At 54.0% G+C, this 15,204-nt stretch carries 6 protein-coding genes; 3 read left to right on the forward strand and 3 right to left on the reverse strand.

The features are described 5' to 3' along the window. Positions 1-84 precede the first annotated feature (84 nt). Complete coding sequence (locus R3C20_00805; protein ID MEZ6039012.1) at positions 85-6,132, forward strand: right-handed parallel beta-helix repeat-containing protein; 6,048 nt, start codon at positions 85-87, stop codon at positions 6,130-6,132. 286 nt (positions 6,133-6,418) lie between these two features. On the opposite strand, the gene R3C20_00810 is transcribed toward R3C20_00805, so the two are convergent. Continuing rightward, entirely contained in the window at positions 6,419-8,626 is a 2,208-nt protein-coding gene (locus tag R3C20_00810) for a DUF2079 domain-containing protein (GenBank protein ID MEZ6039013.1), read from the reverse strand. A gap of 170 nt (positions 8,627-8,796) precedes the next feature. Between R3C20_00810 and R3C20_00815 the strand changes: the two genes are divergently transcribed. Beyond that, the gene (locus R3C20_00815) at positions 8,797-10,833 is read left to right on the forward strand and encodes an alpha/beta hydrolase (protein MEZ6039014.1); all 2,037 of its coding nucleotides are present in this window, start codon (positions 8,797-8,799) and stop codon (positions 10,831-10,833) included. Between the two features lie 65 nt (positions 10,834-10,898). Here R3C20_00815 and R3C20_00820 read toward each other — a convergent pair whose 3' ends face one another. Continuing rightward, positions 10,899-11,723: an undecaprenyl-diphosphate phosphatase gene (locus R3C20_00820; GenBank protein MEZ6039015.1), complete on the reverse strand. Its 825-nt coding sequence runs from the start codon at positions 11,721-11,723 to the stop codon at positions 10,899-10,901. 10 nt (positions 11,724-11,733) lie between these two features. Continuing rightward, a complete protein-coding gene (locus R3C20_00825; protein ID MEZ6039016.1) occupies positions 11,734-13,941 on the reverse strand; it encodes a PDZ domain-containing protein in 2,208 nt (735 codons plus the stop codon). 263 nt (positions 13,942-14,204) lie between these two features. Here R3C20_00825 and R3C20_00830 point away from each other — a divergent pair, with 263 nt between their 5' ends. Further along, positions 14,205-15,167: an aldo/keto reductase gene (locus tag R3C20_00830; protein ID MEZ6039017.1), complete on the forward strand. Its 963-nt coding sequence runs from the start codon at positions 14,205-14,207 to the stop codon at positions 15,165-15,167. The last annotated feature ends 37 nt before the right edge of the window (positions 15,168-15,204 follow it).

The following is a 15,204-nucleotide window of genomic DNA, read 5'->3' on the forward strand; positions in this document are numbered from 1 at the left end:
CCCTGTTTTTCCGATCGAACAGAGTAACCGGTATTCCCGGCACGCCCGGTACAGATTGTAAGTACGGATCGATCGGAACAATCGATGAAAACCACACGCGTTTTAGCCTCGGCCTGTCTGCTTCTGAGCAGCGTCGCTTTAATCACAGCAGCCAGTATTTCAATGGGTGACGAGCCAGGCGTTGTGCGTCTGTCGTCTGCAGGCCCCTACTCTGGCGGACAAGCTCCGGTGCCGGATGAGGCGGGATCAGCTGTCGTCTACGGATCGCCGTTGACTGACACCCCGTATCCGGTTCCAGGGAACTACGCTCCCTATTTCGAGCGTAGTCTTGGGGCCACGGAGGCTGTGCAGGCTCCGGTGTATCGCTCTCGTCAGCCATTCGGCCCGATTGTCTCTTTCGATTCCACGTTCGGGAACGGACTTGGATTCAACGACGGGTTCCACCGCCTGAATGCCCGGCTCCCCTACCACATCGTGCCGAATACAACGGTGTTCATGGCTGATCTGGCAGCCGCCGTCACAAACAGCGGGGATCCGATCTATAACTTTGGTGGTATCTACCGCAACTACGACGCATCACGCGACCGGATTTTCGGCTGGAACGTCTTCGGCGACTACGACCAGGGATATGGCAACCGAGACTGGTACCGAATGACTGCAGGCTTTGAGTCGCTGGGACGACACCTCGACTTCCGAGCCAACGGTTACATGATGCTGGGTGAAGATACTTACCTGATGTCCGATACCCTCACCGGTGCTCTGACACTTGGCGGCAACAGTGTGTATCGCCTGCGAAATCAGACGCGGGAGAACGCCTACTCCGGTTTCGATGCCGAAGTCGGTGGACCACTTCCGGTCCTTGGCTCTTACGGTTTGAACATGTACGCAGGCGGTTATTACCTGACCAATGCGGATGGTTTTGACACCGTCGGTTTCCAGGCTCGCTGGGAAGCGCTGATCACAGAATCATTGACTGTTAACACCCGACTGACGTCTGATGATACGTTCGGAACGAACAGCTGGGTCAACGTCGCCTACAGCATTCCGAATTACAAGGGCAAGAAGTTCATGCGGCCTGCCAACGTGCGGGACCGTCTGATGGACCCTGTGTATCGATCAAATCGTGTCCACACGAACATCGATCGCACGGTCAATCCTGAGGCTGTTGTGAATGCCAAGACAGGACGCGTATGGAATCTGTTGTTTGTTGATCCCAATTCAACGTCCGCCGGTTTGGGTACCTATGAAAATCCATTCCAGACCCTTGAGCAGGCCGAAGCCGCGAACAATGCTCTGGTAGACATCATCCGGGTCACACCGAATGCAGATGACAGTGGAACAAATCTGACAGTTGACGGGGGTCTTCACTTGTTCGATTGTCAGGTTCTTCTCTCATCAACAAAGGACTACACCCTTTACACCGAAGGAACCACAGACTTCCTGATTCCTGGCCAGGCAACAGCGACCAACCTTGGTCCGCTGATTTCGAATCCAACAATGCTGGCCGGTGGAAGTGTTGTTCATCTGGCTAACCAGAACAAGATCATCGGCATGCGGATTGACGGTTCCAATGCTGCGGGCACTGTGTTCGGTAACGGAGTTTCCAACGCCCTTCCAATCACAGATGTCTCACTCGTCATGAATACCTTCACCAACTATTCGACCGGTGCCAATCTGCAGGATGTCAGCGGACGAGTTGTTGTGGACATGAATACGTTTGACGGGCTTCTGGGTGCATCCGTAGATGGTCTGAATCTGACGGCACCTGCTGGCGGGACGATGGACCTTCTGGTTCGCTCGAACATCTCAAACGACAACAGTGGCACTGGCCTGAGCATCGTTGCTCAGCCGGGAAGCACGATTAACGCCGACAATCCGAACGGGACACTGCCAACGGGCATCCTGGACAATAACTCCAGTGGCAATGGCACAGGCATTGTGATGGAAGCTCGTGCAGGTTCAACGATCAATGCGGTTGTTGAACGCAATACTGCAAACGCCAATACCTTTGATGGATTTGTTGCAACGTCCGATGCCGGAACCTTCAATCTGGCAAGCCTTCGCGGCAACATCTTCGAAGGTAACCTGCAGAATGGTGGATTCATCCATTATCTGAACGGAGGCGTGTTCAACTCTGTCTCAGAAGACCTGGATGGCGATGGTATTCTTGATGCAGGTGAAGATTTGAATGGCAATGGCCTGCTCGACCAGGGCATCGTCTCAAACACAATGAACAACAATGTGATTGCTGGTCTTTGCATCTTCGGTGAAGATGACAGCCACGGTACGTTCGACATCGGTGGCCCTTCTCCAACGCTCGGAAACACTTTCAACGGGAACACTGCTGGTGGCGTCCTCGTCGACCTGCAGGATACCGCGACAGCTCAGATCGATGCTCTGTTCAATACCATTCAGGGTGGTACTTCCGGCGGTCCGGCACCACTGACAATCGTACTGGACTTTATTGATCCTGGTCAGACATCAGAGATCGACATCAATGGTCGCCAGGTGGATACCTTCGATGTGGCACCTTACGGTTTCAGTGCTGCTCAGTACGATCAGGTTACTAATGCAATTCTGGCCACTGTTCGGGATTACTACCGAAATCTGCCCACAGCTGCAGACAATCCTCTCAGTCCAATTCCAGCCGGTCAGGAACTTAATATTGACTTCGTGATCGGTGATACGGGGACAGCACCATCGAACGGTGCAACGGAATACTACGTACTGACGATCGGAGACAGTGCAGTCGCCCTTGGCGGATTAGCTGGTCAGGCAGGTGACATTGGTAATATCCGAAATGCTGCTGGCCTTGGTCCAGGTCAGGGCCTGAGCGGTACTCCACAAGCCAATGGTGCCTCTGCTGTCGGGGTCTACACGAACAGCATCAATCAGTTCTCCTCGTTGCTGACTCCACCAAACGCTTTGAATATTCCAAAGGATCAGGATGGAATCTATGTTGAGTCACCGGACAACACGCCAGCCTATGCTGCCACGGCTCTGACATCCGGCAACCTGACGTTTACTCGTCGAGCCATCGGTCTGGTAACCGCACACGAGCTGGGACATGCTCTGTCACTGCGACACATCCTGCTGGCCGGGTCGACAACTCAGAATGGCGACAATGCCATCATGGGAACGCCCGCTCAGGATGCACCGATTCAGGTCCTTGTTGAGCCTGCCGAGTTTGCTTTGGACGGAACTAATCCGGGTGAACTTCCAGGCGAAGCACCATTCCAGCAGAACAGCGTCGCTCAGCTTGCTTCAGCAGTGGGACTTCGTACTGCAGGATCTCCGACCGGAGTCGGGATTCAGGTCAACGCGAAGGACAATGCCCGACTTCTGGGTTCAACCTTTAATCAGAACACTGTGAGCGGGGCACTCAACGATGGCATCGCCATTGTGATGAATGACAGTGCCGTCGCTGAGAGTGTCACGATGCAGGGAAATCAGATCACCAGCGGAGGTGGCAATGGTATCCGTCTGGAAGCGAACGGTGCAGGAGCATTCATTGATGCCGACAGCACAATTGGCGGGGCCGGTTTCAATGTCTACAGTGGCACCTCGTATCTTCAGGGGAACATTCTCTCGAACAACGGTGGTGATGGTTTCCGCGCTCTGGCATCAGATGGCGCTACAATCCATGGCAACCTTCTCTTCAACACAATCACCGATAATGGTGGCAACGGTGCTTCACTGACGATTGATGATGGTGGAGAGATTGACTTTGGAACGGTGGCGTCAAACCGAGTCATTCGTGGTAACACGATTACCGGCAACGGAGGCGCGGGCATACTGCTGACATCGAACGTCTCCGCGAACTCCGTTGCGGTCATGAATGCCTCGGTCTACGGGAACGACATTTCGCGAAACACTGGTGGTGGTATCGTTTCGAATCAGAATGGTCCGAACAACGCACCTCCTGCTCTTCCGGCTGTCGTCAACAACAATCAGTTGACTCTGAATGTTGGTGGTACTGCAGCAGCTGACGCCAATACTATCACAGGTAACAGCGACGCTGGTATCGCCCTTCAGGCAACCGGCAATGCCAAGTTGATTGCAGATCTGCGAAACCTGACAATCACTGGTACTGTCGACGGAGCGGATCCGATCCTCAACGGAGACGGTATTAACATTCGTCGTGAGGATTCGTCACTGGTTCAGGTGACAGTTGAAGATGTTGTCGCAACTGGCAACGCAGGTGACGGCCTGGACGTCGACACTCAGGGCAATGATAAGAACGATCCCAATCAGCCAATGAGTGGCACTGTGAATACAGTGAACTGGAATCGCAACAACCTCAGCAACAACGGACAAAACGGTGCTCGTTTCCGAACACGTGGCGAATCCATGCTGATTGCTGATGGCGAACTGAATACGCTGAACAACAACGGAGTCAATGGTATCCTGGTGCAGACATCAGAAACATCGACATTTGGTGACGCAACGGACGGGTTGCCTCCTGGCCGTCGCGTTAAGTTCGACGGTAACACGACGAATCTGAATGGTCAGGATGGTATCAATATTCTGGCAACCGAAGATTCTCGTGCACTGGTGGAAATTACCAGCAACGCGGCTCCTGTCATTTCCGGGGCTCATGCGGCACTGAGTTCTGCGGGTAGCTCAAGCATATCGCAGAACGTCCGTGACGGTATTCATATCGAAACAACCGGCGGCCGTTCGGACGTGCTGATCACCTCAGGTACTGCAACCACTGTCATCAACGGCAATGGGACAGGATCTGGTGGTAACGGTATCCGATGGGATGCGAGCGGTGACTCTGAAGGCAGCGTTCGTGTTACGCGAACTCTGATTACAAATAATATTGCCGGTGCTGCAGAAGCGACGGATGTGAACAACAACGGCGATGTTGATGTTGCAGACGGGGACGGTATTCAGGCCAACTTCAGTAACAACTCAACGGCTACTCTGGTCGTAGGCGGCATCGGTGATGGTAACGTCATCCAGAACAACGGCGACGACGGAATTGCTGTCACTGCAACCGGATCAAATGCTTCGGGTAACCCACGTCCAATCATCTCGGTTGTAGAGAACCTGATTGGTGGACAGAGCAGCGGTGTTGCGGCTGGAAATGGCGGAGATGGCTTTAGCCTGAACGTCTTCGGCGGTACAGCGACCGGAGTCGCACCTGCCAATGTTGACTTCACTCTGCCGTTGATCACCTTCAATGGTGGTGTCACAGAAAGCGGTGCTGTTCCACAAGTGACATTGTCAGGTAACGTGATCAGTGAGAATAACCGTCGAGGTGCAAATCTGCTGCTCACCGGTGCTTCGGGTACTCGTGACCGCGAAAATGGAAATATCATCTTCGACCCTGTGCTGATTACGCTGGACGATAACACGATTATCAGCAACGGAGAAGAAGGGATCTTCTATCGGGCAGACGCAGATATGAATCAGAGCCGGTTTGTTTACCTGGCGAACTTCCCGGATCCACCAGTGACGGGTAACCAGAACACGAACTACAACCCATTCCGTCCGGAATTCACCAACCTGAACCTGGGCAGTGTCAACAACAACACCGCTTACCTGGCCCCTTACCTGAACCTGCGGACCGTTCAGAACAGTTACCTGACTGTGACGAACAACACCATTCAGAACAATGGTACAAACACAGTGACCGGGGAAGGCCTCTTCATCAATGTTGGTACCGGGGCTTATGTCGCAGCTGATATCCAGAACAACACGTTTGGTGGTAACCTGGAAGAAGACTTCAGGACGGCCTCCTTCCTGTCTGCCGGTGAAACATTCACCTCAGTGGATACGAACGGTGACCTCACCTTCGACTATGTCTATCTGGACGACACGGCTCAGTTCGATCTTCGATTCCAGAACAACACTGGTAATCAGATTGATGCAGATGCTTCAGGAGCAACCTACACAACGTTCGATCCACTTAAGTTCCAGGGATTTGGCCTGACGAATCGAAACGCCTTCCTGTTCCAGGTGGAAAATGGTCTGAACCTGAACAATCCAAACAACTCGTTCATCAGCTTCGGAATCACTCAGGATATCGTGGACGACTTCGACCGAGGTGGCACAAACTACAATATCCGAAACGCGGCAGATCCGATGTTCCCGAATATCGGCTTCGCACCACCGCTGCCATAGTCGTCTGACCGGCTGACGGCGTCAGTCAAAGACTGTTTCAAATGAACCGCAGGTCGATTATTCGGCCTGCGGTTTTTCCATTCGAGAATAGATATGGGCCGTTCTGCCATCCCCGATGCCTGCGGCCAGACAAACGACAGCAGCAGATCCGCCAGTTGGTAGTATCAGGCGGACGGTTAACTTAACTGTCCGTTGAAGAACCAGGACAGGCACGCTGGCCGCTATCGAGAGTCGTGTTTTCAGGTCTCCTGCTCACGCCAGTCCCGTTCTTCAACAGGCCGTTAAGTTAACCATTCGCAACGGACGAATCCTGTTCCCCGTTCGTCTTTTTATTGCTGCCTGAATCGCGAATTCGTTCGATCACCAGGAAATAGTCGTCGCTCAAGTCCTCTCGAAGACGCCATTGGTCGGCTTGTTCGTTCAGTTCGCGTACCTGACTCGGAGACTTGATGACGCTGTAGGGATGTTGAGTGTCAATGACAATGATGTCCGTGTCAGCAGGCACTCCGGGCTGGTAATTGTTGACCGCTCGAAGATAGCCGCTGTAGTCATAGGAACGATCGCAATGTGTCAAACGAGTATGCACATAATCAGTAGATGCGATTCGCGATGTGACAGGAAGAAAAGGAGCCAGCTTGTTGAAATGTTCGGCCCTTGGTCCGGGAACGAACAGACGTGCATAGCCAGTGCGTGACTGTGTCGACCAGAATCCGAGACCGACAGGCATCATTGAATTCGTCACTGCGGAAAACAGGGCACAGAAGAATGCAAAACGGGCAATATTGCCGGGATTGACCGCACCGGACAGCAGATGAATTCTGCCGCCGCGAAGACCAGCGGCTGCGGCCCAAAACAGAACGGGCAACATCGGCGCGTGAAAGTGGTGATAGGGAACCGGAGGGAGGTCGATGTGAGCTGCGGCAGTTGTTTCGGCGGCGCCTGATTCAGATGGCACGGAATCCGCATTCCCCAGTTGAATCAGGCTCAACATGACGAATGTGACGCATGCGGCCAGCAATCTCAATGGACTTCGCCAAAGCACAAATCCAATCGGCACACTGAAGACCATCAGGTAGAGGAATGTCCGGAGACAGAAGAACTGAGCCAGCACTCTTTGTGGTTCCTGCAGCGTCGTCCGCACAAGGTCGCCCGGGCTGTTGCCAAGGTCTCCGAAATAGCGGCTGTAATGAACTGGAACACCTGATCGAAACCAGGGAATGACGACCCAGACGGCCATCAAAACGTACAGGGCGCTGAATGCGCAAAGGCCGATCGACCAAAGCTGATACGTGCGTCCTTCGGTCTTCTGTTCTGAGGGACTTCCGGATGAAACATCAGGGGATGAATCTTCAGCAGGCGAGCAGCCTTTCCTGCCGGACGTTAACCATAAGACCAGTCCGATCGGACCAGTGATCAGTGCGAAGTCTTCCTGAGCAGACAGAGCTACCAGGAAGCAGGCAGACGACTTCCACAGCTGTCGCCGTTCCGCCAGATCGATGCCCCAGAACAGGAATGGCAGGCCGAAACTTCCTGGCCTCAGAGTCTTCAGGTCGATGGCAATGTCCAGAAAATGCATCGGAAAAAACAGAAGCCATGCCAGCCCAAGCCACATGGCCGCGCTTCGACTTCCGGAATGACGAAGTGCGATGGAATAGACAGGGACTACGCAGATTCCCAGAGCAATTGATTCGGCCAGTTCCAGCATCAGGTGCGAAGGCCAGATCATATGGATGGGTAGCAGGAGCAGATGGATCACCTGAATGTGCTCTCCCAGAAACAATCCCTGGTCGAGGTAACTACGAAACCCCTTGCCATGCCAGACATTCCAGAGATGCTCTTCGTACATCGCCGAATCACCGTGTGGGATCCAAAGTCCAGCGTACAGTCGTTCATTCATCCAGAAGGAAACGCAGATCCAGCATCCCGTTGCAACAAGCAACACCACCAACTGCCAGTCAACCCGCTTAGGAGGAAGATCCGCTGACGGCGCCCTCATGCGTGTTTCCGGAAGTATTGCTGTCAGAGTGGCGGCCGGAAAAAGGGACAGCCAGAGTCCGGGGGCAAGGTAATAGAGCTGGCTGAATATCGACGCCGGTTGAAGGTCAGCCAGAAGCCAGAGTCCTGTCCAGACCAGACTTGCCAGCCACACCAGTCCCAGTTGTCGCGTCAGTTGAGAAACTGTCTGCCGACACAAGGTCTCCCGAATGAGAATCCGTAGGAGCAATCCAAGAGCCAGCAATGCCGTCGCCAAGCCGAAGATTCGGATCAGAACCGGAACAAACAGAAGTTCCACTTCCGTTCCGCCGGCAAAATCAACGCGCACCTGTCCACCAAAGGTGCGAATAATCTGAGCATTGATGTCGCCTGGCCACAAGGAGGCTGTCAGCATTGGATCACTGAGTACCAGCAAAACCATGATCGCACACGAAAGGCAGCCGCCGATCAGCAGGCTAAGTGACTTCATCAGGTTGTGGTTTGTCGTTCCCGGGTTCATTCAGAATTCAATTCAGCCCCTTAGGGGACGCATGGAATGTGCGCTCTCACACGAATCAGCTGGAATCATCGATCTGGTGCAGATTCCTTTAAGATTGGGGCAACCGGTGAAATGGGTAGTTCTCTGTTGGCGTTCGTGATCGAATCATATTGACCCAGTTCTTAATTCCTGTGACCCTATCCACTCCCGCCTTTCGCGCTTCCTGTCATTATGTGTTTCCCGTCGAAATGGTCGTCTCTGACCCCTCTTCTCGTGGCTTGTTCCGCTGGCTGCTTTGCCTGTTGGCAATCGCAGTCGTTTCGGGCTGCGCGACGACTGAATTCGTCAAACTACGCAGAAAGCCGCACAATCCGCTGGTAGAAAGGCTCCACAGTACCAGATTTGGCGATCTTGCCCCGTCAGAACGCACAAATCTGTACCTGTCCCGTTCCGGATACGATGGCCCGGCCGAGCTGCAACCAATGCTTTACCATTGCGCGAATCAGTTAAGGGCTGCCTGGGAACATGATGCGCTCTATGCGCTGGCTGAATTGAGATACATTGGTGCACGTTCGGTCGCCAGACATGACGCTCAACTGGCTGGCGAGTTGTATCTGGATGCCAGCCAGGCAGCCTGGTTCTACTTCATGACGCCGGATCCATCTGGTCGAATCCCGGACCCGACGGAGGTTCAACACAGAGAAGCGGCTGAGCTCTACAACGGAAGTTGCGAATCTTTATTGCGCGTGATCAAGGCGGCTGGCCCTTACGAATTGGGGCAATCGCTTTTGATGCCGCTCAGCCATCGGCGGATCATCCTGGACATTCCGTATCCGAATTCGACGATTCATCCGGAGAATCTCGCGGAATTTGAATTTGTCAGTGACTTCAAGCTGACAAATCTGCGAAATCATCACCGCTCGCCGGGGCTTGGTGTTCCGCTGGTGGCCTATCGACGGCAGCCGCAGCAGCCGCATGCGATTGAAGAATACTACACCGAACAGATGGGGTTCGCGGCAACAGCGCTGCTTCGCTTTGCGCCTCCGGGAACGACACAACACCAGACCCCGATTTCAACATTTGCGGACGCGATGGCATCGACTTACGGGTTCAATCTGCCAGCGAATCCGGCGGTCATTCAGTTGCAGTTGTTTGATCCTCGCGAAACCGATGGGGTTGTCATTCAGAATTCGCTGGTTCCGCTGCAAACGGACCTGAGTACGCCGCTGGCTAGAGCACTAAGTAATCCTGATCTGAAGCTGCTGGATACCTGGGCGTTCTTTCGCCCCGATCATGCACGGGCTATCGAAGGGCTTTACATGGTACAGCCTTATGACCCCGATCGGATTCCTGTGCTGATGGTGCACGGAATCTGGTCCAGTCCAATGACATGGATGGAAATGTTCAACGACCTGCAGGCCGACCCTGAGATTCGGCGACGGTACCAGTTCTGGTTCTATTTGTATCCCACAGGAGAACCCCTGCCCTTCGCCGCTGCAAATCTTCGGCAAGAACTGGCAAATGTCCGGATGGCGGTTGATCCGCAGCGGCAGAACGACAAGCTGGACCAGATGGTCATGGTGGGGCACAGTATGGGCGGATTGATTGCCCACCTGATGACTATCGAAAGTGGCAACCGACTCTGGGACAGTGTGAGCCCCGTTCCGTTTCATCACATTCAGGCACCGCAAGAGCATAAGGCGGAGATGCAGCGAGTTTTCTACTTTCATCGCAATCCATCCGTGGCACGTATTGTCACGATCGCGAGCCCGTATGACGGCAGCCGATATTCCAATGCATTTACCCGCTGGCTGAGTGGATCACTGGTCTGGCTGCCGAATCGAACCATGCAACTGACTCGGCTGCTGTCTGATTACAACGAATCCGTTTGGTCCGATCGGGTTCTCACTCCTCGCACCAGCCTGGATTCGTTGACGCGTGAGTCTGCTATCCTGCAATTGATTCAGGATACGCCTGTGCCACTCGACGTGCCGCATCACAATGTTGTCGGGGTCAGAAAAGGCAAGTCGCCGGATCAGTGGACGGACGGCGTTGTGAACTTCAGAAGTGCTCACCTGGAAGACGTCGACAGTGAAGTCATCATTCGCGCCGGACACAGTCAGATTCAAAGGCACCCTGACACGATCGCAGAAGTCCGTCGCGTGTTGATCGAGCATCTCCATGAGCTGAATCAGACGCGATCGCTCCCCCTGTTCAGCATTCGCTGACCAGCGCGCTTTGGCCCTATGATTCGAACGACTTCCGAGCAGGTGATTCCTGTTCGCTGTGTGTTTCAGCTGAGCAATTGCCAGGCGATTGTTGCCGCGCCTGCAGCAACACAGTATATCGAGAACCAGTGGAGTCGATCTGCTACGACAAGTCGGATCAGCCATTTGAGACAGAAGACCCCGACGATGAAGCTCACGATGGTCCCCGCGAGAATTGGCAGGACTTGAGGATCCACGCTCTCTTCACCCGTGAGCAGATCCTTCATTTGCAGGACCGTCGCTCCACCGATTGCCGGCAAAGCAATCAGGAAAGAAAACCTAGCTGCGTCTGGTCGACTGAGTCCATTCAGAAGTCCACCGGCAATCGTGCTCCCGGACCGACTGATGCCGGGAATAATAGCGAATGCCTGAAACAGTCCAACAAATAAAGCCGTGCGCGGACTCACGTCACTGCTCGGCTCCGATGTGGCAATATCCTTCTTGTCGTGGCCTGCTGACTGCTTTTGAAAGTAACGTCCCGCCACCAGAAGAAACGCCGTGACAAGTAAGGCACAGCCAGCATACAGCGGCTCATTGAAAAGGGATTCAATGTGATCCTTGAGCAGAACTCCAACCAGTCCAACTGGGATGGTGGCAAGAACAATCATGGCTACCAGTTTGAGATTTTTTCGCAGGTCGAGCAGATCTTTCCAGTAAACCACCATGATCGAAAGCAGAGAACCAAAGTGCAGTGCGACATTCATTGTCGCGTTTTCCGCAGGGACTCGCATGTCCGTATAACGTTCCAGCAACGCGCCGATAATGACGAGATGCCCGGACGAACTGATTGGCAGAAACTCGGCAATACCCTGAACGATGCCGAGAATTATGGAGTAGATGTAGGCTTGCATGAAAAAGACTCTACATCGATTTCATGAACAGCGACCAATTCGCGGCGATCCGGCGGCTCGATTCCGGAGAAACATCGGCAGCCTGTGCGGCTGGGAGCGAAAAAACACGCAATCCAGATTCCTGCATTACGCGAATGGATGTCGTTCGCAGTACCTGAGACTGGCGGTCGGACGGAATCTCAAGTTGAAGGACGGATCGTCCCAACTGCGAATCGACTGAATTTTCGGCGGTTGGTGAGATCCACCCATCAAGCATCAAGGCGCCACGAAACGGGCTGTTCATCGAATAGATCAGATTTCGGGCCAGATCGGCTTCGCTGCTTTCTGCCGCAACGACCAGACGCAGCGAGTCGATTTCCAGCTCTCGAGCGGTCTGGATGGCTCCCAGCACGATGAGCCGAATATCCTCCTGCGTGAGCCTGGTTCCGTCCGGGTTTCGCGGGACTGCGACCGCGAGATGGTGAGAATGGATGACTGACTGCCACGACCGCAGCACTTGTTCTTCTGGCTGGTTGCCTGACGACAGCAGTACGATCAGTCCCGGTCCGGGATCGCTCTCATCTGATACAGTGCTCTTTCCGGAGGGATGAAAGACAATGACGTGCCCATCCTCTCCGATGGGAATGTCTTTTCGTTGGGGGACGCTGACACTCTCGACAATATCCAGGAGCTCGGAGGAAGTCGAATTTGTGGCTCCACGAACGAGCGCCAGTACTTTTGAATCGTAGGAAGGTATTTCGGCGGGGAAATCACCGGTCACCACCTCTGTCGTCTGCAGCGGCTTCTCGTCGTCCGTATCAGTTGCAGAACTGGAGTACCTGGTTTCGCTCCAGCCAATCACCACTTTGGATCCGGGGGGATGTTTGAAGAGTTCTCGACGAAGACCACCGGCCGATGAAATGTCAACGCCATCGATTGATTCAATTCGAACGACAGCTGGCAATCCGGCTTTCGCTGCTGGTGAATCAGATTCAACACAGACAATCAGGCCGTTCGGCTGGTTTGCCAGCAGGTCTTCTTCTTCCTGGTTTTCAGGGTCTTTACTTTTTGACGGTCCCCGCCGCGGCGCGGGAATGACGGGCTCATTCTCTTCGGCTGCCGCGTTCCCACCGGTTCGAAAGTCGGCCAGTGGCATTACGCCAAGGTACCCCGGCTGAACAACCGGTAGTCTCTCAGCCAGGATCAGGTTGACGTCCATTTTTTCGCCGTCGCGTTCAATCTGCAATTGCATTCGGTCTTCTGCGTAGCTTCTGGCAACAGCCGATTCAAGTGTCGCGGAGCGATCGACCAACAGACCATTGACCATAACGATCCGATCACCCGTCCTGAGCCCTGCTTCAGACGCCGGGCCTCCCGGGTGCAGAGACTGGACCCTGACATCATCGGAGTATGCTCCGGGAGCGGTGATCGCAATGCCCAGTTTTCCGGACTTCAGGTTCTTTCCGGCTCTCAGTCGATTGGCAGAATCCAGCACGTCTTTCATCGGAATCGCGAATCCAATGCCGGAGTCGTACCATTCGACGCCGGCCTCTACACCATCACTGGATCGAGGCGACAAAGGGACCAGCAGCCCCAGCACGTCGCCATCCAGATTGATGAGTGGACCGCCGTAGTTCAGCGGAGAGATCTTAGCGTCCGTCTGAATTGCCATAGAATGAACGCGATTGACGGCGCTGAGGATACCCACAGAGATATTCGATGATTCCGTGTCGTAAAAACGTCCGACGGCAATTGTCCATTGCCCAATGATCGGATCTGCAATTGCCGTTGTCGCAGTCGTCGTTGTGCTGCCGGCGGTAGACTGAAATGCAGTCCAGTCGCCCTGCCCCGCTTTCAGCAGGACAAGTTTTCGGACAAAGTCCGTGGCGACGATTTCCGCGGGAACCCGTTTTCCGTCAATGGTTTCAACAAGGATCGCCTGCGGATTACCTTCGACGGAAAACGCGCTGGTAACGATCTGCCCATCTGACGAAATCACAACACCTGTCGAGGCCGCCGTATTGATCTTTCCGCCGTCTGTATTCTGTTCACTGCCAATTGGGCGTATTCGGACAACGGCCGGGTCAACCTTCCGCACAGCCTGCTGAACCAACTGCCCAAGTTCATCGATTTCACCAGGTGAATCGCTGGCACGCACGGAGGATGCCAGGGTCAGGAATATCGCAAGGCCCAGGATGATCTGCTGCTTCGCTGGCGGGAATAGGGGATTCAACAGCATTTGGGCACTCGTGCTACCTAACGTCTCTTCTCAATTGAACCAGCCGACGGGATTCCAAAACCAGAATCGCGGGCACAATGGTAGTGTAGGCATCACAAGGCGGCTTCACCATGCGATCGCCATCACCATTTGTGAACGGACGTCACATCAATTCGCCGGATTGATGCGTTCGGCCCTGATTGCCACGTTTGTGGAGTGGAGGAATGTGATGTCTTGTCTTTATAGTTCTGTGGCACGCTCTGTTTCACTCACGGAATTCTCTGATGACACTTCGACAGCTTGGTAATTCTGACCTGCGCGTCTCTGCGATTGCAATGGGGTGCTGGCCCATTGCGGGCATTACGAGTCTGGACGTCAATCCGCAGGACAGCCGAAAAACGCTTCAGGCTGCGATCGATGCCGGGATCAATTTTCTGGACACGGCATACGCCTACGGTATTCATGGTGAAAGTGAATCACTGATAGGGGAGGCCGTGGCTGACTGTCGCGATGCCGTTGTCATCGCGACAAAGGGTGGTCTGCATCGCATCGGTCGCGGGCAGGCTCACGATGCATCGGCGGCGACCCTGTTGCGTGAGTGTGATGAATCTCTGAAGAGACTTCGCACTGACTACATCGATCTTTACTACCTTCATGCACCGGACCCCGCCGTCCCCATTTCGGAATCCGCCGACGCAATTCGCCAGATGATTGCTGCAGGCAAAGTTCGATACGCCGGAGCTTCGAATCTGAAACCTTCACAGCTGGAAGAATTTCATTCCGTCTGTCCCCTGGTTGCCATTCAGCCCCATTACAACATGCTGCAGCGGGAAATCGAAGCCGACATCATGCCCTGGTGTGCGAAGCACAACATCGGATTGTGTGTCTACTGGCCACTAATGAAAGGATTGCTGGCCGGTCGTTTGCCGCGGAATCATCAATTCGATGATGCGGATGGTCGAAAAAAATATCCCATGTTTCAGGGGGAAGAGTGGCAGAAGAATCAGGACTTCATGGATGAAATGAAGCAGATCGCTTTCGATGCCGGCTGTCCGGTTTCTCAGCTGGTTCTCGCGTGGACGATTCGTCAGCCAGGAATTACGTCGGCGCTTTGCGGTGCAAAACGAGACTGGCAGATTCTGGAAACAGCCGCTGCGATGTCGATCAGTCTCAGCGATACCATCCTCGATCGTATTCAGGCTGCGCTGCGTCGACGCGGTCAGCCCTTTTCGATCGCAGCCGTGTAGTGAGATTCGGGGACAATGGGACGCGTGATTCATAGAC

The organism is Planctomycetaceae bacterium (assembly GCA_041398825.1).
Taxonomy (GTDB): Bacteria; Planctomycetota; Planctomycetia; order Planctomycetales; family Planctomycetaceae; genus F1-80-MAGs062.

Coding starts and splice junctions, on each gene's coding strand:
- R3C20_00805 (MEZ6039012.1), top strand. CDS start 85: ATGAAAACCACACGCGTTTTAGCCTCGGCCTGTCTGCTTCTGAGCAGC.
- R3C20_00810 (MEZ6039013.1), bottom strand. CDS start 8,626: ATGAACCCGGGAACGACAAACCACAACCTGATGAAGTCACTTAGCCTG.
- R3C20_00820 (MEZ6039015.1), bottom strand. CDS start 11,723: ATGCAAGCCTACATCTACTCCATAATTCTCGGCATCGTTCAGGGTATT.
- R3C20_00825 (MEZ6039016.1), bottom strand. CDS start 13,941: ATGCTGTTGAATCCCCTATTCCCGCCAGCGAAGCAGCAGATCATCCTG.
- R3C20_00830 (MEZ6039017.1), top strand. CDS start 14,205: ATGACACTTCGACAGCTTGGTAATTCTGACCTGCGCGTCTCTGCGATT.